20 protein-coding genes, 2 pseudogenes and 1 riboswitch are annotated in these 23,726 nt (G+C 51.1%); of the genes and pseudogenes, 2 read left to right on the forward strand and 20 right to left on the reverse strand.

What is annotated here, in order from left to right:
* Positions 1–35 precede the first annotated feature (35 nt).
* The 3 genes from DWZ56_RS18335 to DWZ56_RS23850 form a co-directional block, all read right to left on the reverse strand.
* Complete coding sequence (locus DWZ56_RS18335) at positions 36–1,214, reverse strand: phosphoribosylaminoimidazolecarboxamide formyltransferase (protein ID WP_118558058.1); 1,179 nt, start codon at positions 1,212–1,214, stop codon at positions 36–38.
* A gap of 16 nt (positions 1,215–1,230) precedes the next feature.
* Positions 1,231–1,944, reverse strand: coding sequence for an IMP cyclohydrolase (locus DWZ56_RS18340; RefSeq protein WP_118558059.1), 714 nt, complete (start codon positions 1,942–1,944; stop codon positions 1,231–1,233).
* A 47-nt stretch (positions 1,945–1,991) separates the two neighbouring features.
* Positions 1,992–2,071: riboswitch (ZMP/ZTP riboswitch) on the reverse strand.
* Positions 2,072–2,138: 67 nt separating this feature from the next.
* Positions 2,139–2,534 carry an ATP-binding cassette domain-containing protein gene (locus tag DWZ56_RS23850; RefSeq protein WP_118558060.1) on the reverse strand — a complete coding sequence of 132 codons (396 nt, stop codon included), beginning with the start codon at positions 2,532–2,534 and terminating at the stop codon, positions 2,139–2,141.
* A gap of 84 nt (positions 2,535–2,618) precedes the next feature.
* Between DWZ56_RS23850 and DWZ56_RS18350 the strand changes: the two genes are divergently transcribed.
* Positions 2,619–3,800, forward strand: coding sequence for an iron-containing alcohol dehydrogenase (locus DWZ56_RS18350; RefSeq protein WP_118558061.1), 1,182 nt, complete (start codon positions 2,619–2,621; stop codon positions 3,798–3,800).
* A 177-nt stretch (positions 3,801–3,977) separates the two neighbouring features.
* On the opposite strand, the pseudogene DWZ56_RS23855 reads toward DWZ56_RS18350, so the two are convergent.
* The 12 genes and pseudogenes from DWZ56_RS23855 to DWZ56_RS18410 form a co-directional block, all read right to left on the reverse strand.
* A pseudogene (locus DWZ56_RS23855) lies at positions 3,978–4,302 on the reverse strand (ATP-binding cassette domain-containing protein); the annotation flags it as partial.
* A 75-nt stretch (positions 4,303–4,377) separates the two neighbouring features.
* A pseudogene (locus tag DWZ56_RS23520) lies at positions 4,378–4,725 on the reverse strand (glycosyltransferase family 32 protein); the annotation flags it as partial.
* A 221-nt stretch (positions 4,726–4,946) separates the two neighbouring features.
* Positions 4,947–6,908, reverse strand: a complete 1,962-nt coding sequence (locus DWZ56_RS18365; RefSeq protein WP_118558062.1) for a PTS fructose transporter subunit IIABC — start codon at positions 6,906–6,908, stop codon at positions 4,947–4,949.
* A 69-nt stretch (positions 6,909–6,977) separates the two neighbouring features.
* On the reverse strand, positions 6,978–7,880 hold the full coding sequence (gene pfkB / locus DWZ56_RS18370; RefSeq protein ID WP_118558063.1) for a 1-phosphofructokinase: 903 nt from the start codon (positions 7,878–7,880) through the stop codon (positions 6,978–6,980).
* Between the two features lie 339 nt (positions 7,881–8,219).
* Complete coding sequence (locus tag DWZ56_RS18375) at positions 8,220–9,713, reverse strand: glycoside hydrolase family 43 protein (protein WP_118558064.1); 1,494 nt, start codon at positions 9,711–9,713, stop codon at positions 8,220–8,222.
* A gap of 30 nt (positions 9,714–9,743) precedes the next feature.
* Entirely contained in the window at positions 9,744–10,520 is a 777-nt protein-coding gene (locus DWZ56_RS18380) for an amidohydrolase family protein (RefSeq protein ID WP_118558065.1), read from the reverse strand.
* 16 nt (positions 10,521–10,536) lie between these two features.
* Positions 10,537–12,852: a glycoside hydrolase family 2 TIM barrel-domain containing protein gene (locus DWZ56_RS18385; protein ID WP_118558066.1), complete on the reverse strand. Its 2,316-nt coding sequence runs from the start codon at positions 12,850–12,852 to the stop codon at positions 10,537–10,539.
* Between the two features lie 115 nt (positions 12,853–12,967).
* Positions 12,968–14,275 carry an ATP-binding protein gene (locus tag DWZ56_RS18390; RefSeq protein ID WP_118558067.1) on the reverse strand — a complete coding sequence of 436 codons (1,308 nt, stop codon included), beginning with the start codon at positions 14,273–14,275 and terminating at the stop codon, positions 12,968–12,970.
* A 189-nt stretch (positions 14,276–14,464) separates the two neighbouring features.
* Positions 14,465–14,824, reverse strand: coding sequence for an SdpI family protein (locus DWZ56_RS18395; RefSeq protein WP_118558068.1), 360 nt, complete (start codon positions 14,822–14,824; stop codon positions 14,465–14,467).
* 26 nt (positions 14,825–14,850) lie between these two features.
* Entirely contained in the window at positions 14,851–15,345 is a 495-nt protein-coding gene (bilS, locus tag DWZ56_RS18400) for a flavodoxin family protein BilS (protein WP_243095361.1), read from the reverse strand.
* A 127-nt stretch (positions 15,346–15,472) separates the two neighbouring features.
* A complete protein-coding gene (locus tag DWZ56_RS18405; RefSeq protein WP_118558070.1) occupies positions 15,473–16,714 on the reverse strand; it encodes a hypothetical protein in 1,242 nt (413 codons plus the stop codon).
* Positions 16,714–17,274, reverse strand: coding sequence for an RNA polymerase sigma factor (locus tag DWZ56_RS18410; RefSeq protein WP_118558092.1), 561 nt, complete (start codon positions 17,272–17,274; stop codon positions 16,714–16,716). Before DWZ56_RS18410 ends, DWZ56_RS18405 begins: the two co-directional genes overlap by 1 nt.
* A 235-nt stretch (positions 17,275–17,509) precedes the next feature.
* Here DWZ56_RS18410 and sigG point away from each other — a divergent pair, with 235 nt between their 5' ends.
* Positions 17,510–18,292, forward strand: coding sequence for an RNA polymerase sporulation sigma factor SigG (sigG, locus tag DWZ56_RS18415; RefSeq protein WP_118558071.1), 783 nt, complete (start codon positions 17,510–17,512; stop codon positions 18,290–18,292).
* Between the two features lie 65 nt (positions 18,293–18,357).
* Here the strand turns inward: sigG and DWZ56_RS18420 are convergent, their stop codons facing one another.
* The 5 genes from DWZ56_RS18420 to DWZ56_RS18440 all read right to left on the reverse strand — a co-directional run bounded on the left by DWZ56_RS18420 (position 18,358) and on the right by DWZ56_RS18440 (position 23,717).
* A complete protein-coding gene (locus tag DWZ56_RS18420; protein WP_118558072.1) occupies positions 18,358–18,888 on the reverse strand; it encodes a spore maturation protein in 531 nt (176 codons plus the stop codon).
* A gap of 3 nt (positions 18,889–18,891) precedes the next feature.
* Positions 18,892–19,470, reverse strand: a complete 579-nt coding sequence (locus DWZ56_RS18425; protein WP_118558073.1) for a nucleoside recognition protein — start codon at positions 19,468–19,470, stop codon at positions 18,892–18,894.
* Between the two features lie 66 nt (positions 19,471–19,536).
* Entirely contained in the window at positions 19,537–20,589 is a 1,053-nt protein-coding gene (locus DWZ56_RS18430; protein WP_118558074.1) for an NAD(P)H-dependent flavin oxidoreductase, read from the reverse strand.
* A 48-nt stretch (positions 20,590–20,637) separates the two neighbouring features.
* Positions 20,638–22,377 (reverse strand): acetyl-CoA carboxylase carboxyltransferase subunit alpha, encoded by a 1,740-nt coding sequence (locus DWZ56_RS18435; protein WP_118558093.1) that lies wholly within the window; start codon positions 22,375–22,377, stop codon positions 20,638–20,640.
* The gene (locus DWZ56_RS18440; RefSeq protein WP_118558075.1) at positions 22,377–23,717 is read right to left on the reverse strand and encodes an acetyl-CoA carboxylase biotin carboxylase subunit; all 1,341 of its coding nucleotides are present in this window, start codon (positions 23,715–23,717) and stop codon (positions 22,377–22,379) included. The genes DWZ56_RS18435 and DWZ56_RS18440 overlap by 1 nt, the downstream gene beginning before the upstream one ends.
* Positions 23,718–23,726 lie beyond the last annotated feature (9 nt).

The following is a 23,726-nucleotide window of genomic DNA, read 5'->3' on the forward strand; positions in this document are numbered from 1 at the left end:
CTTCACCCCACCTGCTATACTGACAAAATTCACTGTCAGTGATGGAACAACCGGATTCCTGTAAATACCATCGTCATGCCGTAGCGGTTGCATGCCTCGATTACAGCATCATCACGCACGGAGCCGCCGGGCTGAACGATATACTTAACGCCGCTCTTTTTTGCGCGGTCAATGTTATCTGAGAAGGGGAAGAACGCGTCGCTGCCAAGCGTCACATTTTCCATCCGATCCAGCCATGCCCTGCGCTCTTCTCTTGTAAATACCGGAGGTTTCACCTTAAAGGTCTTCTCCCAGATTCCGTCCGCCAGCACATCCATATAATCATCGCTCATATACACGTCAATGGCATTGTCACGGTCCGCGCGGCCCAGCTTATCCACAAACTGCAGCCCCAGCACCTGGGGTGACTGGCGCAGGAACCAGTTGTCCGCCTTGCTTCCGGCCAGGCGGGTGCAGTGAATCCTGGACTGCTGTCCTGCGCCGATGCCGATAGCCTGTCCGTCCTTTACATAGCATACGGAATTGGACTGTGTGTACTTAAGGGTGATCAGCGCGATCTTCATATCGATCAGGGCCTGCTCCGGGATATCCTTATGATCCGTAACGATATTGGAAAGCAGCTCCTCATTGATATTGAGCTCATTTCTTCCCTGTTCAAAAGTGATGCCGTACACCTGCTTTCTCTCCAGAGGATCGGGCTGATAGGAAGGATCGATCTGAATCACATTATAATTTCCTTTTTTCTTCTGCTTCAAAAGTTCCAGCGCTTCCGGGGTATATCCTGGAGCAATCACGCCGTCGGACACCTCTCTCTTAATCAGTCTGGCCGTATCGGCATCGCAGACATCGGACAGAGATATGAAATCCCCGAAAGAGGACATTCTGTCGGCGCCTCTGGCTCTGGCATAAGCGCATGCCAGCGGGGAGAGGCTGCCCAGATCATCCACCCAATAGATCTTTGCCAGCGTATCGTCAAGGGGCAGCCCTACAGCCGCGCCAGCGGGGGATACATGCTTGAAAGAGGTGGCGGCAGGCAGGCCGGTAGCTTCCTTCAGCTCCTTTACCAGCTGCCATCCGTTCAGCGCATCCAGAAAATTGATATATCCCGGCTTGCCGTTTAACACGGTTACCGGCAGCTCGCTGCCATTTTCCATATAGATGCGTGAAGGCTTCTGATTGGGGTTACATCCGTATTTCAGCTGAATCTCATTCATGATGATACATTCTCCTTTATTTGTTTTTATTTATGATCCTTGTTTCATAGCTTCCGTCTTCGATATTGATGTATCTGACGAACAGAGAAACCTTATTGTCCTCATTCAGGCTGTCCCAGACCATAGCCGTGAATTGGTCAATATCCCCCTCAATCACAACGGGCTTGGGTTCCCCCTCAAAGCTGGGCAGCGGATTACCGTCGTGCATATAGGTGTGGATAAAGCGCCCCTTGCCGGCCGCCGGATTCTCATAAGCAAAGGTGAAGCGGCTGCAGGAATCCGGACATCCGTCATCGCTCTTTAATATGGACATGGCGAAGTTATAGCCGCCGTTTTCAATGTGCATGATGCCGGAAATGCGCGGAGTATAGTTGGGGCCGTCCGGCTCAAACTCGCGGCATCTAAGGGACTGCTCAAAGGTCATCTGCCTGTCCATTCCCTCGTAGATCGTATTGGTCTGATCCCCGTTTGTGACAATCGTCTTGTTGCCCAGCACCCGCACCGGCGCATAGATGATCAGGCTCGGATCCTCCAGTTTGGACTCGTCAAAGGCCTGGGTACGGATTCCCTCTCCGTCCTCCACAAACACGCGGTTGCGGCTGTTTGCGCTTCTTCCCATAATGAAGTAAGCGGCAACCGCCTTTTTCCCGTCGGGCGTCCTGCCCAGCACGATTCCTCTGCCCGGATAGGCATTGTTCTTCAGTTCTTCTTCCAATGATAATACTTTCATCGTCTCCTCCATTCCGCCGAAATCAAAAAGCCGCCTGGTTACTCACAGATGGGTACCCAGGCGGTCGGCTTTCTCTCCTACATACTCCCTGTGGTACTCCACTTATCCGCCAGTTGTATGCATTCGCTTAATTGTCGGGCGTTTGCCCTATAAAGACAGTATAGACTATATGAAAAGAGTTGACAAGAGGTTAGTTATATTTCGCGGGGAAATAAGTGCAGCCGTGAGTGAACATACTGTTCACGGGCAAATCGTTCCGCGAATGTATTTTCTCCGGCTTGAAAAAACAATAATACATCGCAGTTTATAAAGTATAAGATCTTATGGGTACCTATACCTGATACCCGGCCCCGCTCAATGAATATGACTCGATCCATTTTAACCGCGGCAGAAAGTCTGTGTGAAACAATCAGAAGCGTTTTGTTTCTATACATCCTGCTAAACGCATCCAAGATCTCACTTTCAGACATTGGATCCATGGAAGCTGTAGGTTCATCCAGAATAATCATATCCGCATCACAGATGGCGGCGCGGGAAACTGCCAGCTTTTGCCGTTGTCCTCCTGATAATTCTATTCCGTCAGTTTCCATATGAAGTGCTAATTGAAAAGATTTTGCCAAACGGTTATACTGAAATCATCACAGTAAGGTTATTCATTGAAAAAGGAGGGTATTATGCAGGAATTCACTTTTTATTCACCTACAAAAGTCATCTTCGGCAGGCATGCGGAAGATCAGGCCGTTCCAGAAATACGCGGGTTCGGCGGGAACCGCGTCATAATTGTCTATGGAGGGGGCAGTGTAATCCGCAGCGGCCTGCTGCCTAAAATCCAGGATGCCCTGTCAAACGCCGGCATGCCCTATACTGCTCTGGGCGGTGTAAAGTCAAATCCCAGGCTATCCCTTGCCAGGGAAGGAGTGAAACAGGCGCTGGAGTTTCAGGCAGATTTTGTGCTGGCAGTGGGTGGAGGAAGCGTAATTGATACGGCAAAGGCCATCGCCCATGGCGCTGCCAATCCTGGGACGGACATCTGGGATTTCTGGCTGCGCAGGCTGCCGGTGGAAAAGAGCCTGCCGGTGGGCGCTGTGCTGACAATCTCAGCCGCGGGCAGCGAAACCAGCGATTCTTCCGTGATCACCGATGAGGAAAGCGGCTGCAAGAGAGGGCTTTCCACTGAGTTTAACCGGCCGAAATTTGCCTGTATGAATCCTGAGCTCACCTATACGCTGCCGCGGTTTCAGATCACTTGCGGCGTAGTGGACATCATGATGCACACGCTGGACCGATATTTTACCCATACAACGGGCAATAACCTGACCGACGAGTTTGCCGAAGGCCTGCTGCGCAATACGATTCACTTCGGGCGGATCGCGCCTGATCATCCTACGGACTATGAGGCCATGAGCGAGCTGATGTGGAGCGGCAGCATATCCCATAACGGCCTTACTGGGTTGGGCGCGCAGACCGATTTCGCCCCGCATCAGCTGGGGCATGAGTTAAGCGCCATGTTTGACGTGGCCCATGGGGCCAGCCTGTCCGCGATCTGGGGATCCTGGGCCAGATACAGCTATCAGTACGGCGTGGACCGGTTTGTCCGCTATGCGGATAAGGTGTGGGATATCCGGCGAGAGCATCCGGAAGATGCGGCTTTGGCCGGCATTCAGGCCACAGAGGATTACTTCCGCGGATTAGGAATGCCCACCTGTTTCTCCGAACTTGGTATCGGCACACCGGAGGAATGCGTGCTGCGGGAACTGGCTGACCGCTGTGTCTTTGGGGGGGCCCGCACCGTCGGAAGCTTTCGGCCTCTTAAGACAGAAGATACGTATGCGATCTATAAAATGGCGAATCACTGAATGCTGATTTGCAGTTAATGGGCGACTTTCCCCGCTTTAGGAATGATAAGGGATACCAAGGGTAGACGGTATCCTTTATCGCGCCTTTTATCAAATTCATATTATCTCCTTATTAATTATTTTTTTCAGCTCGTACTTGTTAGCAAAAGACACATTGTACAGCCCGCCTTTATAAGTTTAAGTATAATATTGTGCTTGAGCAGCCCACATCTCATAATATTTACCCTGCTTCATAGAAATAAGTTCTTGGTGGTTCCCGCGCAGAATAAGTTTACCCTCGTGAAAAACTGCTATTTCATCACAAAATCGACACGAGGAAAGCCTATGGCTGATATAAACTGCCGTTTTATCATTTATAATTTCATTAAATTTCATATAGATTTCTTCTTCAGAGATAGGGTCAAGCGCAGCCGTAGGCTCATCAAGTATTATGAATGGAGCCTTTTTATACAATGCACGTGCCAAGGCAAATTTTCTGTGCCTCTCCCCCTGATATTTCTACACATGATGACAGCGCGTTGCGTCTGTTTAAGTAATCCTCCCTATTAGCAGCACACCTTAAAAAATAATCTAAAGGTTTTAAAAGTTCCACGTCCAGATCTAAATAAATGCCGCCATATTGATAGACTGCCAGCAGTCTTATGATATCTGAAACTAAAGCCCACCTACGCTCTTTATACGCCCTGTTCATGACCTGATTCACTGTGAAATCGGTATTATGTTCATCCCATCGCATAACCGTATAATCCGGACAGATTGTTTCCCAGCTCCTGATACACTTCAGCGCCTGTCTTGTAAGGCTTTTTCCTCCATACCAACAGTAATGAATAATTTTGGGTATCATCATTCCTTTTATCATAAAATTGAACAACTGTCCAATGTTGCCAGCCACTTTTTTATATATTTTGTACATATTTAACATCATGCTAACATGATTTATCGGCGCTTTCAATATATACAATATTGATATTACTGCTAATAAAATGATATTATTGCAAAAATACCGTTCAAAAAACAGCCGTCTTTACTATTCATTTATAATGTCTCATGTCTTTTCAGAACAATAATGCGCTTTGCGCACATTTGGGCGTAAATAATAAAAGGAGGCAGAATCCTGCCTCCCAATTTCACGCGTCCTATTATTTTTTATTCCTTCACCGGTTTTTTCAGCAGCGCCAGCAGCAGCATCCCGACAACGGATCCGGCTATCAGTGCGAGGATAAATCCAAAAGGGTTCTGAATCACCGGCACGACAAACAGGCCGCCGTGTGGTGCCCTAAGCTGGCATCCCAGCGCCATGGACAGTCCGCCCGCTACGGCCGAACCGATGATGCAGGACGGCAGCACACGCAAGGGATCCGCAGCCGCAAACGGGATTGCTCCCTCCGATATAAAGCACAGCCCCATGATATAGTTCACAAGCCCGGACTGCCGTTCTCTGACTGTAAACCGGTTTTTAAAAAATGTGCTGCATAATGCGATTGCTAGCGGGGGCACCATGCCACCTGCCATGACAGCAGCCATGATATCAAAGTTACCTGCGGCCAGCTGCGCGGTGCCGAACACATAGGCAGCCTTATTCACAGGCCCTCCCATATCCACGGACATCATGCCTCCGGCCACAATGCCAAGCAGGATCTTGCTGGTGCTTCCCATGGAATTTAAGGCATTGATCAGCCCGTCATTGATCGCGCCCACCGCGGGATTTACTGCCGACATGATTACACCAATCAGCAGGATTCCCACCAGCGGATAGATCAGCACCGGCTTAATTCCTTCCAGGCTCTGCGGCAGCAAGTCGCAAAGCCTGCGCAGGCCCAGCACCAGATATCCGCCAATGAAACCTGCCAGCAGCGCGCCCAAAAAGCCGGCGGAAAAAACGCCGCCCGCGGGATTGGCAAAGGTCATTCCCATGTTGGCGATGGCGCCTCCCACAAAGCCTACTGCCAGGCCGGGACGGTCAGCGATGCTCATGGCAATATATCCGGCCAGCACCGGCATCATGAATCCGAACGCCTGATCTCCAAGGGTCTTTAAGAATGCCGCCAGAGGGGTGTTCTTACCGAAATTCGACGGATCCAGTTCATAGTTGTCAAGGAGAAATGCCAAGGCGATCAGTATACCGCCGCCGATCACAAAGGGGAGCATATGGGATACGCCGTTCATCAGATGCTTGTACGCCGTGTGCCCGATACCGCCCTTTGCGCCCGAATCTAAAGGGGCTGAGCCGCCGCTGTGACGGTATATGGGGACGGTGCCGCTGACCGCTTTATCGATCAGCTCCTCTGCTTTGTATATGCCGTCTGAGACCCCGGTCATGATCACCGGTTTTCCGTCAAAGCGGGCCATCTCCACATTTTTATCCGCCGCTATGATGATACAGTCGGCCTCAGCGATTTCCTCTGCCGTCAGCACATTTTTTGCGCCGCCCGAACCGTTGGTCTCAGCTTTCAGCGGGTATCCCTTTTCTTTTCCTTTGTTCTCCAATGATTCGGCGGCCATAAAGGTATGGGCGATGCCTGTGGGACAGGCGGTAACCGCCAGGAGTCGGTATTTCGCGTTTACTGCATCTGTCCGGCTGTTTTTCCCTACGCTTCCCGCATCTTCCGATACAGTGCCGCCTTCACGTTCTCCGTTCTCCTCCCAAAAACGCTCCGCTTCTTTTTTATCAATGATATCCAAAAAGGCTTTTTTGCTCAAAGCCGCAATTAGCTGTTCCCGGAACGTCTCATCCATCAGCAGGGTGGACAGTCTGGACAGCACTTCCAGATGTATATCTCCTCCTGCTTCCGGCGCGGCGATCATAAAAAAAAGTCTGGATGGCTGTCCGTCCATAGAATCATAGTCCACTCCCGCGGGCACCGTCATCGCCGACAAGCCAGGACGGATCACAGCCGCACTTTTGGCATGGGGGATGGCAATGCCGTCGCTGATACCTGTAGTCCCCATCTCTTCTCTCGCCAGAATATCCTCTTTATATGCGGCTTTATCGCTGATGTTGCCGGCTTTCTCCATCAGATTTACCAGCCTGTCAATGGCCGCTTCCTTGAAATCCGCCTTAACGCCAAGTTCAATTCCGTTTTGATTCAACAGATCCGTGATTCTCATCGTTATATTACCCCTTTACTGTCACCGGCCATTGATGACCTCTCCGCACTTTGCGTGCGCTTTTGCTTTTTACATCCGTTCTAACAGCTTATAGACTTCCTCACTGTCCGCAAGCCCCTCTGAAAACGCGCTGGCGCTCCCCGCCGCCGTTCCCAGCCTTAACGCAGTTTCAAAATCATGTTCCTTCAGATATCCCGCGATAAATCCCGCCACCATGGAATCTCCGGCTCCCACGGAGTTTCGGACGGTTCCTGACGGCGCTTTAGCCCTATACACAGCGCCCTCCTGTGTCAGAAGCACCGCTCCGTCCCCTGCCATGGACACAAGCACATTTCTCGCGCCCTCTTCCTGCAGCCTGTGCGCATACACAACCGCTTCCTCTGCATCTTTCACAGTCACCCCATAGATCTCACCCAGCTCATGGTGATTGGGCTTAATCAGAAACGGGCGGTGTTTCAGCACGTTTTGCAACAATTCCCGGGTGGCATCCACGATGACCTCCACCCTGCGGTCGGACAGCATGTCCATTATCTGCTCATACAAATCGCCCGGAAGAGTGCCGGGTATGCTGCCGGCCAGCACCAGCACGTCTCCATCCCGCAGTGTGTCCAGCTTATCAAATAACTCCCTTCGCTCTGCCTCATCGATGGACGGCCCTCTGCCGTTGACCTCGCTCTCCTCATCGGCCTTCAGCTTCACATTAATTCTGGAAAATCCCTGTTTCACATGTACGAAATCAGTACGGATTCCCAGACTGTTTACGCCTTTTTCGATTGCCTCTCCGGTAAAGCCCGCCACAAATCCCAGAGCCACGCTGTCCACGCCCAGATTCCCGAGCATAGCGGATACATTAATTCCCTTCCCGCCATAATACAGCGCCTCTTCTCTTGTTCGGTTTACCTCTCCCAGCTTCAGCGCATCCAATTTCACTACATAATCCAGCGCCGGATTACATGTAACTGTATAAATCATTCTGCCGCCTCCCATGTCATCAACCTACGGTTGGATGACCTACGCATACTTTTGTATGCTTTCTTTTTTCATGCCACCAGCCGGGGCTGATGATCTGCACACCTGTCATGTGCTTTCACTCTATGGCTGTCGGCCTGCCAATACATCTGTTATATAGGTTGCGTCATTTTCCGTCAGATATGCACGCAGTCTTCGGATTTATGCGTCCAACCAAAGCTGTATTGACAGTCCATTTTCTCATATACCTGTTAAGTAGGAGACGGCGGCCCTGAAATTTTTTATTTCAGTACCGCCGTCAGATTCTAGTGTACGTAAACGTGTCAGCACACTAGTACTAGTTTAATTCATGAAAAATTCGTAAAAATCCGCCGCCGCGCCGGTTTTCTCTTCACATAAAGCATAAATTCCCGTCAGCAGTCCGGTAAAGCACCTGCCGGCAACTTCACAGGACAAAAATCTGGTGGACACCCTGCAGGCAAACTGAAACGGCCCATCACCCACCGCATAATAAAAATGAAACGACTCTTTATCAGCATCGATTCTGAACCGGATATCTCCCTTCTCCACAGCCGCCTCATACGCGGTCTGGATGAAATCCTCCGCTTTCTTTTCCACCGTCACAAAGTCTCCCCTGTCCGTTCTCCTTTTACAGATCCGGTAGTGAAAATCAGACTGCAGATACAGAATCATGCCGGCTTCATCCCCGGCTTTTTCTGGCTCAAACCGGCATCGCGTCTCCGTGCGGCATTCAAAATCAAGGGGTATAACCACAGCCATGGCCGGACTTGTAAGGCTCTCAAAGGATACCGGTGCCGGGTGCAGCCGCAGCCTTCCCCCGCCCCTTTCGTACATGGACGGATCAGGCTGCCTTAAAAACAGCCACTGTGGCTCCCACTCTTTGTCCGCAAAGTCAAAGGCCAGGCCCTTACGCTCCTGCTGCGCTGCCCAAAGCGGAGCGTCACAGCTGATGAGGGCGCGGCCGTGTTCGTATACAACGGGCCAGCCGTCCTCCCAGCGCACCGGAGCCAGAAATGTTTCTCGGCCCAGATACGACATGGTTCTTCTGGACAGGCGGGTGCCCAGATGGACCATCCACCAGTTCCCCCGCTGATCCTGGAACAGATCGCCGTGCCCCGCGCACTGCACATTTCTGGAAGTGTCATTCCGGTTGGTCAGAATCGGATTATCCGGGCATCCCTCATAAGGTCCCCACAGTGTACGGCTTCTCGCAACAGTGGCCGTATGGTTGACATCGGTGCCCCCTTCGGCCGTGAGCAGATAATACCACTCTCCTATGCGGTACACATGAGGAGCCTCCATATAGCCTCCTCCGGTTCCGGTCCACAGCGCCTTTATACCGCTTTTCAGTCTGCCGGTGCGAATATCGATCTCCGCCATGGAGATTTCCTCTCTGTCCGGATGCTCCCTGGCATTGGTACAATAATACGCCCGTCCGTCCTCAAAGTATATGGACGGATCGATGCCGTCCATGGCGATCCATACCGGATCGGACCAGCTTCCGTTTATATCTTCTGTGGAAATAATAAAATTCCCTTTTCCCAGGATAAACGCCGTCACATAAAAGGTCCCGTCGTTATACCGGATTGTCGGCGCCCATATGCCGCCGGAATCCGCCGTCCCGCTTAGGGGCATCTGGCTGATCCTGTCTACACAGTTGCCGATCTGCTTCCAGTTTACCAAATCCCTGCTGTGATACAGCGGGATTCCGGGAAAATACTCAAATGAGCTGGTCACCAAATAATAGTCCTCCCCGACTCTGCATATGCTGGGGTCCGGATGAAAGCCTCTTAATATCGGATTTATGTAATTCATCTTTTTTTCCTTCTGCCGCAAAATCGGCGTTTATTCCAGTAGCCTTCGTGCATTGCCCCACAGGATGCACTCCTTCGCCTCATCGGATATGTGCTCCTGCAGCACCGCCTGCACGTACATACGCGGGTTGCAGATCGGATAGTCCGTGCCGAACAGGAACCGTTCAAAGCCCGCCTCATTCACGCCGTGTACCAGCATGCCGTAGCGGAAGAGGCCGGTTCCGGACAGATCCAGCCACGCATTTTCATAGCGCTTCATACGGTCAATATGCTTCAGGAAATCTCCCTTCTGGCCGGGATGAGCCGCCACAAAGATGATCCCGGGATGTCCGGCAATCATGTCCTCTATCTGCCGGTCCTCTCCCATAGTATGGTAGCTGACAATCATGCCGTACTGCTCGGCTGTGTCCAGGATTTCTGCCAGCCCTCTGCAGGAATAATCATTCCATCCATGGGAATAGGGCACCAGTTCTCCGATCAGCCTTACGCCCCGTCCGTGCATATATTCAATCTCATCACAGGACTCCTTTACATAATCCGGATGCACATGAATTCCGGGGGTATAGAAACCGCCGTAGATTTCCTGAAGCTTCAGCGCTTTCCGGTTAAGCTCCCTGAAATACTCAAACCCCCGGTCAGACGTATAGGTGCCGTTTTCAATGACGGAGCCGCAGATATGCATAATTCCCGATTCTTCCAGGTCACGGCGCGCCTCCATCGGATCCAAATAAAAGCTTTCCCGGTACATACCCAGGCATTCCGTCTGTGATAAATAAGGGTGCACATGAAAATCGATCACATTCTCCATTTCCGGTATCCTTTCCCTACTCTGGGCTGTTTACCGCAATCACCGCGCTGCCCTCATACAGGCCGTCCGCATATGCGGTCACTTTTACCCTGCCCGGCTCTCCGGTCAGGCGTATCACAGCGCTCACGCAGCCTCTGTACATATGCATAAAGCTGCTGTTATAAGGCTCGCTCCCGCAAAGATCACCGTTATCCACAGCGACAATTTCCGCAGGCCCTTCCACACGGAATGTGACCTTCGCGCTTTCCCTCACCACCGGATTACCCTCTCTGTCTGCTGCTTTCACGGTCAAAAGCATCTGATAGTTCTCTTTTGCCGTTACAGTCTGCTCCGGCCTGTCAAATATGAGCTTTGCCGCACATCCAGGAGTTTTTACGGTCTGGCTAGCGGCCGCCTTGCCTCCTATGTATCCCGTCACCTTTACCGTTCCCGGTATATAAGGCAGAAAACCGCTGATCATCCGGCTCTCGCACTCCTTGGGACTCTTCATATAATAGGTCCTGTCGTTCACCTCCACCGTAACCTCTTCACAGTTGGTGGCGATCATATAGGGAACCACACTGCGGATCATCTGCGGGAAGTGCCAGTGGCTGATATATCTCGGAATATCCCAGTGCTCCTTCACTCCCTCATCCGCAAAGGAATAATCCATCACCGCAAAATATACCATGGGTTCATTCGTCCAATAGCTCTTCATCAGATATGCGCTGGGCCGCAGCTGATTGTTGGTGGACATCAGCGCTCCGGACCACCCTTTGGCGGGAAATCCCATGGATTCACCCAGATAGTCGATGCCGGTCCAGATCATTCCTCCGATCACGTAGCTGTGTTTTTCCACATCCATCCAGGGATTTTCCGTGCCGTAATTCTGCATCTGGAGCATGTGCCCATGAAACATCTGATAGGTTTCGGTTCCCAGGATCAGCTTATCGGGCATTTTCTCATATATGCGTTCATACCACTGCTCCTGGTAATTGCAGCAGAGTACATCCACAATCTCCGCAATCCGCTGTATCCTTTCCAGCTTCTCATCCAGATCATAGATTTCCGTGTCATCCGCCTCATCCACAAACTTCTGGATATCCCTGACTTTGGACAGATCCACATTGCTCTCCCGCTTAAAATGAGGGTTCATCGCGCAGGATACCGGCCTGGTATCATCCATCGTAAGCAGATGCTGTTTCAGCATCCGTAATATGTCGAGCATGGAATCCTGACCCTGGTTTTCCACCTCATTTCCAACGCCCCACATAAAGATACAGGTGTGGTTCCGATCCCGTCTTACCATGCACTCCAAATCATGCTGCCATTCCGTTTTATAATACCTTCCGTATGCGCCGCCGGTCCATTTATCAAAACATTCCTCATAGACCATCAAGCCCAGCTCATCGCAGATATCAAGTATCTCTGGCGCAGGGATGTGATGCGCCGTGCGGATCGCGTTACAGCCCATATTTTTTAAGATCTGAAGCCTCTCCCTCCAGATCTCCGCAGGAACGGCAGTGCCCAGACAGCCGGCGTCCTGATGTACGCAGAGGCCTTTGATCTTGGTCTCCCGTCCGTTTACGAAAAAGCCCTCTCCCTGCCGGAATTCAAAGCTACGGATCCCGACTTTTACGCTGACTTCATCCGTGCTTTCCCCATCCGTCAGCAGGTCTAATTTCAGCGTATAGAGATTCGGTTCTTCAGGGCTCCACAGCAGCGCATTCTCAACGTCCAGTTTAAGCGTTCTGCCTCCCCGGGCCTTTGCCGCCAGACGGCCGCCGGCGTCATACAGCCGCGCAGAAACATCGTCCCCAGACTCTAAGTCTATGTTCACATGTCCCACACCGTCATTAACCCCTGTGACGATCCGTATCTTTTCTTCTTCCAAATGATTTATAGGGACAGCTTCCAGCCGTACCGTGCGGTAGATTCCTGCGCCGGAATACCATCTGTCCGCAGGAAACTGTGTGTTGTCCACCTTTACCTCAATCCGGTTCTCCCCGATCTGCAAAAGGGCGGTAACATCCAGTTTGATCCGGGTATATCCGTATTTCCCGCCGCCGGCCTCCATGCCATTTACCCAAACCGTGCTGTTCTCATAAATTCCTTCAAATATCAGGTAATAGATCATATCCGGCTTTACCTCCGACAGCGTAAGCGTCCTGCGGTACCAGCCGATCCCCCATCTGTCACGGAACCCCTGGGCTGCCCCCTGCTTCATATTCTCGGAAACAGGCGCAGTGATTGCCCAGTCGTGGGGCAGCCATATCTTCCTGTAATTCTTCTCTTCCGGGCTCCCCCAGGCAAACTCCCAGCCATCCATCAGTTTCTGTTCCTGCCTTGGCATAATGACCTCCTTATATGCTCTCAGATTGTTTTATGAATACTTCGCAGTTTATCATAGCATAGAACCCCCGCTTTATCCATTTCGTAATTTTGCGATTTTATCATTTTTTATATTTTTAGGCATCGGTTACAGCCTTAAGCTGATCTATCGCATACAGCGGCAGATTAACGAGCCATTCTTCTTTTTTGTAATCCGACATGGAAGTGCGGATAGAAATTTCCGGTGAGAATTTCTCTTGATAGGTTTTCAGGCTCTTGGCTCTAAGATTAACCTCTGCCTTTACTTCAACGGGAACGATACGCTCGCCTGTATCAACGATAAAGTCAACCTCGCAGGAACCTCTGTCATTGGTGTAATAATAAACATCTAAGTCCTCGATGGCTTTCAGCTGCTGACAAACATACTGTTCTGTAAGAGCCCCTTTAAACTCAACGAAAAGGCCGTTACCATCAAGCAGCGTGCGCTGACGCAGTCCTGCCATACACCCCAGAAGTCCAACATCCACTACGAACAGCTTAAATGCTTTCAAGTCTTCGTATGCTCTCAAAGGGATGCCAGCTGCATTGACACGGCTGACCTTATGAATAAGACCGCAATCACCAAGCCACATAATTGCCGTTTCAAAGTCTTTTGCACGAGCTCCCTCACGGACAAGACCATAGATGAACTTTTTATTTTCTTTAGCCAACTGAGAAGGAATGCTATTCCACAACATACGAAGTCTCGGAACGATCTCATATGGAGCGTGCTTGGAGAAATCTTGTTCGTAAGCTGCAAGGATTCGCCTTTGAATTTCACGAACTTCGTTAAAGTCTTTATTCTCTGCGAAGCTTTGCACCACTTCTGGCATACCGCCAACAAAGTAATAGTGCTTCAAAGCATCGATATACGTTTGCTTAAAGCTTGTAATCATCCCGAAGTCTTGTTTATCAAGCAACTCGGCAAAACGGTCCTTATCGGTTGCCATCAAAAACTCTTTGAAAGAAAGAGGATAAAGCTTTAAGAAGTCCACCTTGCCCACAGGAAAAGATGTGCCTTGATGTAAAGCTATACCAAGCAAAGAACCGGCACATACAATGTGGTACTGCGGGGCGTTTTCGTAAAAATACTTAAGAGATGCCAATGCTCTCGGAACTTCCTGTACTTCATCAAAAATCAATAAAGAATTGTCTGGATCAATTTTGCGGCCTGCATATAACTCCAATCCCATAATTAAGCGTTCCGTATCCAAATCGGAAGCAAACAGCTCAGCCATTCTGGAATTTGAATCAAAATTGATATATACGGTATCAGCATACGCCTGTTTGCCGAATTCTTTCATTAGCCAGGTCTTGCCGACCTGACGTGCCCCTTCAATAATTAAAGGCTTGCGGCGTTTACTTTGTTTCCATTTTAATAGCTTTTCAATAGCAATTCGGTACATACACGCACCTCCGTCGTCATAATTCAAGTATAGTATATCACGTTATCGCAAAATCAACAACGATATTTGTTTGAATTATTACATTTTTTACAACGAACAAAGCAAATACATTCCATAAAATTCCGTGAGATATTAAAATAGAAGCGATGCTTGGCAGGTTTACCGAGCACCGCTTGCTTGCAGCTTTATTTAGTTAGACCCATTATGAAATTTGCCCTTAATCTTTGAATCGGTCTTATAAAATCCGAACACGAGAAAAGCAACTCCGATACACATGCCTGCAGCTACCGAAATATAAACAGGAATCCTAAACAGCAGCAGCACAATACTCAAAACGGTTTCCACCGCAAGCAGAACCTTGCCAAGGGACAGGAATATATCAGGCGCAATACTCTGGGCATAGTCCCAATGTTCCTGTGACCTGCGTGAAACAGAAGTATTATAACCGTTGTGAGTGCTCATATCCAAAACAGGATGCTTTTTTAAAAGATATCCCACCAGAATCATAACAAAGGGCATAATCAAATTCAGAATCAGCAATGCTTCCATAAATCCCTCCCATTCAGACACACCGATCAGTTAAATGCAGCAGCGACGGACTCTTTCATGTTTTGGAGATCCTGCTCATCCGGATGGGACAGCGCCTGGTCAAAATTTTTAATCATGCTCTTCATTTTATTCGGCTGCACGGAAAGCATGGATTCATAGCGCTGCCTTACGGTGGCCGGCATCTTCCCCTGGCACATAAAGGTTCCCACTATTGTATTGGATTTAGGAATATTCTTACGGACACTCTCAAGGATGCTGTTAAAATATTCTTCACTGCCCCCGAATCCGGCTGTACCGAACAAAAATATGCGTTTTCCCTCCAGCCCTTTCAGAAATGCCTTCATGTCCTTGTCACAGTTTCCCTTATCCGTCCAGAAGCCCGCCAGAATGTCGTCCGCCGTGGCGCCCTTCGGATCTGGCGGACCCAGATAGACACAGTCTTTCTCCGGCAGCACAGCATGCGCTGCCTCCGCCAGGGCCTTTGTGTTGCCTGTTTTACTGCTGTATACAATCGCATACATAACGGACTCTCCCTTCTCACTTCCGGCCAGGGGCCGGTGAACTGTACCCATTGAGTTCTTATATAAGTTTCCCTAAGTATAGTCCTTTAGGAGACAGCCGTCAATGCCATATGTCGCGCTTATGTCTTCACTGTTCAGATCTGCCCAATGCCCTTTGAACCCTGGCAAATGTATCCGCAGGAAATCGCACTGCCTCTTTCACAGGCGTAAGATACTGCGCTGTATCACCTCCCGACAGCAGTGCTTCCTGAAAACCGCCGCTGTCTGACAGCGTATAGATGCTGCCGGACTCATCAGAGCCGTACAGCACGGCAAGCGTACCGTTGTGAAAGTCCAGATAATACATCGGCTGTAAAGGAACAGACTCAAGCTCTGTCAGATCCTCTATCCCCATGATCACCTCGATTGGCTTACATACCTCCCAGCCATTCAGCTCCTCAGCTGTCCAGGAATCTTCACTCTTTACATAAACAGTTATATGCTCGCTGGCAAAATCATAGGGAAGCGGTTCAGGGCTTTTGTCCAGGACTTCCGGGGGATAGGGGATCAGGCTGCCAAGCTCTATATTTTTCACCGTTTCATTCTCCATATAGAAACGAAGTCCTGACAATCCTCCGATATTATAACCGCTTCCCGCTTCATCCCTTTCAATCTTTGGATATGCCCTCTCCACATCCCCGGAAGAGCTTCCGATACGGATGCCGGACAGCAGAGTCAGTTCCGCCTCCGGCAGCAGATAGATGGTATTGATGAAAAAGCCGTCGCCGCAGTCGATCAGCTCCAGTTGAACATCCGCCCGGTATTGAATGTTGTCCGAGCCCAGATCATACCACCAGCAGATGCGCCGGTACCCGTATTCATCAATCACAACACCGCTGTTGGAAATTTCCTTCGGCTCTCCGAGGAGTTGTATAAGCTCATTTTCTGTCATGCCAAGATACAGATCTCCGATCCGCTCCTCCTCCATGACCCTTTGTCCTTCCTCTGTAATTTCAGCCTGATTATCGGAAATATTCTCTTCGGCCGCATTTTGTTTTATATCCTCCGGCTCGTCAGAAGGGTGGGCTGATGTTGCCGATTCTCCCTCTTCCGATTCCTCCGCAGGCAGTACTGTTGCCGAAGGTGTTAAAGGATTGCCTCCCCTTTGCATATGGAGCGCCGCCGTAATAATACAAAGCAGCGCCGTGGAGGCTAAGGCCGCCGAACAAACAAACGCAGCCTTCCTGCGATACCTGCAGATCTTTAAACGCTTCTGCACTATATGGTCGTATTGCTCCAGCAGCTTATCGTCGACCGCCGAAAATGCTTCTAACAATTTCAGACTTCTGTCTCCGGCAGCATTTTTTCCATTTATCTCATATTTCCTCATCAGACAGTCACCCCTTCCTTTTCCAGATATTCTTTCAGCCGGACCCGGCTGCGGTGAAGTATTACCTTAACATTGTTTTCCGACAGGCCAAAACGGCCCGCCAGATGCTTTACCGGTTCCACATACCAATACCTGCCCAGCATCAGGCAGCGGTCCCGTTCCGGCAGTGTATAAAGGAAGCTGTTAATAGCGCCGGCCAGCTCTTCCAGTTCCAGCATACCGCAGGGTTCCTGCCCGTCCGGAATGCATTCCATAAGTTCCTCCAGCGCGACGGTCACAACCCCGCCTCCCCGTTTCTTTGCGTGCGCCAGCTTATATCTGTTGATTGAAAGATTGCGCGTGATCCTGCCCAGATAGGAGGCGAGTCTGCCCGGCCTGGCAGGCGGGATGGCGTTCCAGGCATGAAGCCAGGTATCGTTTACACATTCATCCGAATCTTCCCGGTTTTTCAGTATGTTGTGGGCGATAGAAAAGCAATATGTTCCGTAACGCTTTGAAGTTTCCCTGATCGCGGATTCATTCCTGTTCCAGTAAAGTTCAAGAATGGATTGGTCATTCAAATAGCATACCCCCTTTATAATTTTTTTGTCCTCATAATAAAAGACCGTAAAAATCCGCATAAGTTACAGACAAAGTCAACCTGTTTATTTCATGTATCGTATAAACCGCGGCCTCATTTGTCAAGCCCTCCAAAGCAAAATTAAAAGGAAATTATAACCTCAGAACATGAGGTATAAATACCCGAATTTTCGTCCATCATTTCTGTATAACGAATTCAATGCGGAGGTAAATTGTATGGCAGGGTACAAAGTAGAAATCTGCGGTGTGAACACCGCCAAGCTTCCTGTTTTAAAGGAGCAGGAGAAGGAGGAACTGTTTAAAAGGATCCGCCAGGGGGACAGGGAAGCCAGAGAGTTGTACATTAAAGGCAATCTGCGCCTCGTGTTGAGCGTGATCCAGCGCTTTTCCAGCGCCGGAGAAAATGTGGATGATCTTTTTCAGATCGGCTGCATAGGGCTCATGAAGGCGATCGATAACTTTGATCCCAAGTTTGAGGTGAAGTTCTCCACCTATGCCGTTCCCATGATTATCGGCGAAATCCGGCGCTATTTAAGGGATAACGGGAATTCCATCCGCGTCTCACGCTCTATCAGGGACACCGCCTATAAAGCGATCTATGCGAAAGAAAACCTGGTTAAGAAGAACGCAAAAGAACCCACCATCTGCGAAATTGCCGAAGAAGTGGGTTTGAGCAAAGAAGAAATCGTATTCGCTTTGGACGCCATACAAAGCCCTGTCAGCTTATATGAACCGGTCTATACCGACGGCGGTGATACGCTGTATGTGATGGATCAGATCAGCGATAAAAAAAACCGGGAAGAGCGCTGGGTGGAAGAGCTCTCCCTGGGAGAAGCCATGAAACGCCTTCCGGAGCGCGAACGCCACATCATCGATCTGCGCTTCTTTGAAGGGAAGACTCAGATGGAGGTTGCCGACGAGATCAACATCTCCCAGGCGCAGGTGAGCCGTCTGGAAAAAAGCGCGCTGAAGAGCATGCGCAATTATCTCACCAGCTGAAAAAAAGGTGCGCTTGCGGCGGGCCGCTTTATCAACATAACACCTTCCCGCCGAAGCGCTATCCTTCAGTTCAGCATCCATGCTGTGAGCACCACACTGACCAGTAACCCCACGACGGTCGTCAGCATCGCACCGGCCAGGGTATATCTGGTCTTTTTCACTTTTGCAGCCATGAAATAGACCGACATGGTGTAAAAAATGGTCTCGGTACAGCTCATCATGATGGAGGTGATCAGCCCGATGGGCGAGTCCGTCCCATACTCTTTAAATATGTCCAGCACCAGCCCGGTGGCCGCTGAGGAAGAAAACATTTTCACGATGAACACCGGCATGACCGGCGCGGGAATGCAGAGCCTGTCGGTCACAACGGATACGGCCTGCCCCAAAAAGTCCAGAAATCCGGACGCCCGCAGCACGCCCACCGCCGTCATCAGCCCAATCAGCGTAGGCATTATGCCCACCACGGTTTTCAGCCCATCCTTGGCTCCCGTGATAAAATCGTCATAGATGGGCCTCTTCATCAGCATGCCGTAGGCCACAATGTAAAAGATCATCAGCGGCATGATGAAGTCAGAAAGGAAGATCAGGAATTTCATGTTCTACAGCTCCTTTCTGCTCATAATCCTGGCGAAGATTATGCCAACCAGCGTGGTGATCAGCGTGGCCACCAGCGCAGGTCCCACCACGGCCGCCGGATTTACGGAGCCGTACTGGCTTCTGTAGGCGATCATATTGATCGGTATCAGCTGCAGAGAGGATATATTGATGATCAGGAAGGTACACATGGACTTTGTTGCCGTGCCCGGATGAGGATTCAGCTCCTCTAACCCTTTCATGGCCTGAAGCCCTGCCGGCGTTGCCGCCCATCCCAGGCCCAGTATATTGGCTATAATATTGGTGGAGATATCCTCCTTGACCGGATGGCCTTTCGGAATCTCCGGAAACATATAATTCACAAAAGGAGCGAGACCTTTTGTCATGGATTGTATGAGCCCGGACTTTTTTGCTATTTCAAGCAGACCCGTCCATACGGACATCACGCCCAGCATGGTGATGCAGAGGGATACGGCGTCCTTTGCCCCGGTCAGGGCTCCTTCCGTCACCTCGGCCATCCTCCCGTGAAAGGCTCCCCAAATGATGCCGATCAGCATCATGACTCCCCAAAGTATGTTCAGCATACAAAAACCTGCCCATGATAGATTTCTATTAATCATATGAGGCAGATTTGCAGGTCATGCCATAAATCAGCAAAACAGGCTGTTTACCACGTCCTCTACGCTCTCTATTCTGTCCGATCTCCAGGCATTGGCGCCGCAGAACAGCAGCGCTTCATCGGTACGGTCCGTCACCGCATGAATCAGCGCATCGGTAATGCAGTAAGGGATCTCGGCGGGCCTGCAGTGTTCAATACACTGATGGCATTTCACCGCCGGCAGTCTGCCGCCCTTTTCTCTGTCCTTAATAAATTTATTGCGTATGGCGCGCCCGGGCATTCCGACCGGGCTCTTCACGATCACAATATCCTCCTGTCCGGCATCCAGATAGGCCTGTTTATAGCTCATCGGCGCGTCACATTCCCAGGTGGTGACAAACCTGGTGGCCACCTGTACCCCGTCGGCTCCAAGCAGAAAGCTGTGTTTCACATCTTCCCTGCCATAGATGCCCCCGGCAGTCACCACCGGTATATCCTGCTGATATTTATCGGCATATGTTTTCACCTCTGCGATGATCCGACGGATCTCCTCGTCGTAGGCTTCCTGTGTCAGGTTCTCTGCTTCATCCTCAGTAAATCCCAGATGCCCGCCGGCTTTCGGTCCTTCCACCACCACCAGATCCGGCGCTTTCCTGTACTTCCTGTCCCACATCCTGCAGAGAACCGATGCGGCCTTAACCGAAGAAACGATGGGCGCAATCAGTGTTTCCGATCCGGCGGTCAGTTCCGGCAGCCGGATCGGCAGCCCGGCTCCCGAGATGATCAGATCCGCACCGGCTTTTACCGCGGCCTTTACATATTCCCCGTAATTTCTTGTTGCAACCATGATATTGCAGCCTATGATGCCCCCGGGGGCGGCCTTTTTAGCTCTGTCTATTTCAGTGCCGATGGCGCGCAGATTGGCCTCAAGGGGATGCTCGTCAAAATCCGGTTCCCGAAATCCGATCTGTGCCGTGGATATGATTCCCACGCCTCCGGCGTTCGCCACGGCGGATGAGAGCCCCGATAAGCTGACTCCCACCCCCATTCCTCCCTGAATCAACGGGACGGACGCTGTTAATTTACCGATCTTTAATGGACGCATAACACACTATTCCTCTCTGTAACGGTCCCATACATTTCAGCTCTGGGATCACATATTGCGGAAGCGCCGATATCTCTGGTCCGCGATCTGCCGCGGCTCCATGTCCTGATATTTAAGCAGGAATTCGGCCATATACTCTTCCATTTCCCCGCAGATCCTGTGCAGATTCTGTTCCCCGGCACAGCCCGGTTCAGCGATAATCCGTTCGATGATGCCGAGCTTCTTTAAATCCCGCGCCGTGATCTTCATGACCCTGGCGGCCTCCGGGGCCCTCTTGCTGTCCTTCCACAGGATGGAGGCAAAGCCTTCGGGAGACAGGATGGAATAGATGGAATTTTCCAGCATCCACACCTCATTGGCCACCGCCATGGCAAGAGCGCCGCCGCTGCCGCCCTCACCGATTACGACGGACAGAACGGGGACCTTAAGGCCGGACATCTCAAACAGATTTTCAGCAATTGCCGATCCCTGTCCGCGCTCCTCAGCCTCCAGCCCGCAAAACGCACCCGGTGTATCCACGAAGCAGACGATGGGACGGCCGAACTTCTCCGCCTGCTTCATCAGCCTTAAGGCCTTGCGGTACCCTTCCGGGGAAGGCATGCCGAAATTCCTGGCGATATTATCCTTTGTGGTCTTTCCTTTCTGCTGCGCGATCACCGTCACCGGCACGCCATGAAAAGAGGCGATCCCGCCCACCACAGCGCCGTCATCACCATAACAGCGGTCGCCGTGCAGCTCCATAAAGCCGGTAAACAGCCGCTCTATATAATCCAGCCCGGACGGCCTTGAAGCCATCCTGGAAATCTGTACACGCTCCCAGGGCGAAGCGGCCTCCGGGGCGCTTTTTTTCTCCGCAGCCCCCGGCTCTTTCCCGTCCTCCGGTTCTTCCCCCTGAATCCTCCGCGGCCATTTCTCCGGCAGATTCAGGCGCTTTCCACTCTGATGCAGGCTTAAAATATGAGCCAGCGTATCCTTCATATCCTCTCTCGCCACAATCGCATCCAAAAACCCGTGCTTGAGAAGGAACTCTGACCGCTGGAATCCCTCCGGCAGCTTCTGGCCGATCGTCTGCTCAATGACGCGCGGTCCGGCAAAGCCGATCAGCGCTTCCGGCTCAGCCAGTATGATGTCTCCCAGCATAGCAAAGCTGGCGGTCACACCGCCCGTTGTAGGGTCTGTCAGCACGGTTACGGTGAGGAGGCCCGCATCGCTGTGGCGCTTCAGCGCGGCTGAAGTCTTTGCCATCTGCATCAGGGATACGATCCCCTCCTGCATCCTGGCCCCGCCGGAACAGCAGAACAGCACGACGGGCAGCTTCTCCTGCGAAGCTCTCTCCACCGCCCGGGTGATCTTCTCACCGACCGCCCAGCCCATGCTGCTCATCAGGAACCTGGCATCGCAGACGCCCAGAACCGCCGGGAATCCTCCGATCCTGCATACACCGGTTGTGACGGCCTCATCCAGGTTTGTCTTCTCCCTAAGCGCTTCCAGCTTTTTCTCATAGCCGGCGTATTTCAACGGATTGCCTGAAATAAGCCCCCTGTCCCATTCCTCAAAGGTTCCCTCATCCGCGATCATCTCGATCCTGCGGTAGGCATGCATGCGGAAATATCCCCCGCATTTCGGGCAGATATAGTGGTTCTTTCTGACGTCCTCCGTATAGAGCGGAGCCTGGCACTTGTTGCATTTTTTCCACATTCCCGTAGGAACATTGGGCTCTTTTATCTTTGCCGCACTCAGGCTTATATAATTCGCAGACGGTGATTTTTTAAACAGATCCTTTAACATCATACAAAATATTCCTCTATAAAGTGGGTATCCACCTCACCGGCCTCATACTTCGGATGGTGGAAGATACTGTACTGAAAATCCAGGTTTGTATCGATTCCTTCTATAATAAGTTCTCCCAGGGCGCTGCGCATCTTGCGGATGGCGCTGTCTCTGTCCCTGTCATGCACGATCAGCTTCAATATCATCGAATCATAATAGGCTGGAACCGTATATTCATTATAAATTGCGGAATCGACCCGGACTCCGTTGCCTCCGGGGAAATGGACATTGGTGATCTTTCCCGGACAGGGCATGAAACTGCGGTTCGGATTCTCAGCGTTAATCCTGCACTCAATGGCGTGTCCCGTCATCCTTACCTCTTCCTGCTTAAGGCTTAACGGCAGGCCAGATGCAACGCGGATCTGTTCTTTGATCAGATCCGTCCCCGTCACCATCTCCGTTACACCGTGTTCCACCTGGATCCTGGTATTCATCTCAATGAAATAAAAATGTTTGTGCTTATCCAGCAGAAATTCGATGGTGCCCGCGTTGGTATAGCCTGCTGCCTTAGCAGCCCTCACGGCCGTTTCCCCCATCTCATGCCGCAGCTCTTCAGACAGCGCCGCACAGGGGGACTCCTCAATCATCTTCTGGTGTTTTCTCTGTATCGAACAGTCTCTCTCGCCCAGATGGATCACATGGCCCATCTCATCGGCCATGATCTGGAATTCGATATGCCTGGGATTTTCAATATATTTCTCCACATACATGGTATCGTCCCCGAACGCGTTTAGGGATTCCCTCTGGGCGGTCAGGAAATGGTTCTCGAAATCCTCGGGGCGTTCCACGATCCGCATGCCCTTGCCGCCTCCGCCGCTGGCCGCCTTTACAATGACCGGATATCCGGTCTCCTCGGCGATTTTCTTCCCCTCCGGCCATTCATAGATCGGCTCCCGGCTCCCGGGTACTACCGGCACCCCGGCCGCAATCATGGTGTTTCTGGCCTCGGATTTATTTCCCATGCTGCGGATCACCTCCGCCTTCGGTCCGATGAATTTGATGCTGCATTTTTCGCACAGCTCTGCAAATCTGTCGTTTTCGGAAAGGAAACCGAAACCGGGGTGTATCGCATCCGCCCCGGAAGCCAATGTGGCGCTCAAGATCCGTTCCACGTTCAGATAGCTCTCCGCCGACGGCGCCGGTCCGATGCAGACCGCCTCATCCGCAAGCAGCGTGTGCAGGCTTTCCCTGTCCGCCTCCGAATACACCGCTACGCTGATGATCCCCAGCTCTCTGCAGGCCCTGATAATGCGCACCGCAATTTCTCCTCTGTTGGCAATTAAAAGTTTCCTTATCATATCAGTCAA

The sequence above is a fragment of the Lachnotalea sp. AF33-28 genome, from assembly GCF_003477885.1.
Classification (GTDB): domain Bacteria; phylum Bacillota; class Clostridia; order Lachnospirales; family Lachnospiraceae; genus AF33-28.

Excerpts from the sequence above, each read along its gene's own strand:
- DWZ56_RS18335 (WP_118558058.1), bottom strand. The coding sequence starts at position 1,214 with ATGAATGAGATTCAGCTGAAATACGGATGTAACCCCAATCAGAAGCCT.
- DWZ56_RS18340 (WP_118558059.1), bottom strand. The coding sequence starts at position 1,944 with ATGAAAGTATTATCATTGGAAGAAGAACTGAAGAACAATGCCTATCCG.
- DWZ56_RS23850 (WP_118558060.1), bottom strand. The coding sequence starts at position 2,534 with ATGGAAACTGACGGAATAGAATTATCAGGAGGACAACGGCAAAAGCTG.
- DWZ56_RS18350 (WP_118558061.1), top strand. The coding sequence starts at position 2,619 with ATGCAGGAATTCACTTTTTATTCACCTACAAAAGTCATCTTCGGCAGG.
- DWZ56_RS18365 (WP_118558062.1), bottom strand. The coding sequence starts at position 6,908 with ATGAGAATCACGGATCTGTTGAATCAAAACGGAATTGAACTTGGCGTT.
- pfkB (WP_118558063.1), bottom strand. The coding sequence starts at position 7,880 with ATGATTTATACAGTTACATGTAATCCGGCGCTGGATTATGTAGTGAAA.
- DWZ56_RS18375 (WP_118558064.1), bottom strand. The coding sequence starts at position 9,713 with ATGAATTACATAAATCCGATATTAAGAGGCTTTCATCCGGACCCCAGC.
- DWZ56_RS18380 (WP_118558065.1), bottom strand. The coding sequence starts at position 10,520 with ATGGAGAATGTGATCGATTTTCATGTGCACCCTTATTTATCACAGACG.
- DWZ56_RS18385 (WP_118558066.1), bottom strand. The coding sequence starts at position 12,852 with ATGCCAAGGCAGGAACAGAAACTGATGGATGGCTGGGAGTTTGCCTGG.
- DWZ56_RS18390 (WP_118558067.1), bottom strand. The coding sequence starts at position 14,275 with ATGTACCGAATTGCTATTGAAAAGCTATTAAAATGGAAACAAAGTAAA.
- DWZ56_RS18395 (WP_118558068.1), bottom strand. The coding sequence starts at position 14,824 with ATGGAAGCATTGCTGATTCTGAATTTGATTATGCCCTTTGTTATGATT.
- bilS (WP_243095361.1), bottom strand. The coding sequence starts at position 15,345 with ATGTATGCGATTGTATACAGCAGTAAAACAGGCAACACAAAGGCCCTG.
- DWZ56_RS18405 (WP_118558070.1), bottom strand. The coding sequence starts at position 16,714 with ATGAGGAAATATGAGATAAATGGAAAAAATGCTGCCGGAGACAGAAGT.
- sigG (WP_118558071.1), top strand. The coding sequence starts at position 17,510 with ATGGCAGGGTACAAAGTAGAAATCTGCGGTGTGAACACCGCCAAGCTT.
- DWZ56_RS18420 (WP_118558072.1), bottom strand. The coding sequence starts at position 18,888 with ATGAAATTCCTGATCTTCCTTTCTGACTTCATCATGCCGCTGATGATC.
- DWZ56_RS18425 (WP_118558073.1), bottom strand. The coding sequence starts at position 19,470 with ATGCTGAACATACTTTGGGGAGTCATGATGCTGATCGGCATCATTTGG.
- DWZ56_RS18430 (WP_118558074.1), bottom strand. The coding sequence starts at position 20,589 with ATGCGTCCATTAAAGATCGGTAAATTAACAGCGTCCGTCCCGTTGATT.
- DWZ56_RS18435 (WP_118558093.1), bottom strand. The coding sequence starts at position 22,377 with ATGTTAAAGGATCTGTTTAAAAAATCACCGTCTGCGAATTATATAAGC.
- DWZ56_RS18440 (WP_118558075.1), bottom strand. The coding sequence starts at position 23,717 with ATGATAAGGAAACTTTTAATTGCCAACAGAGGAGAAATTGCGGTGCGC.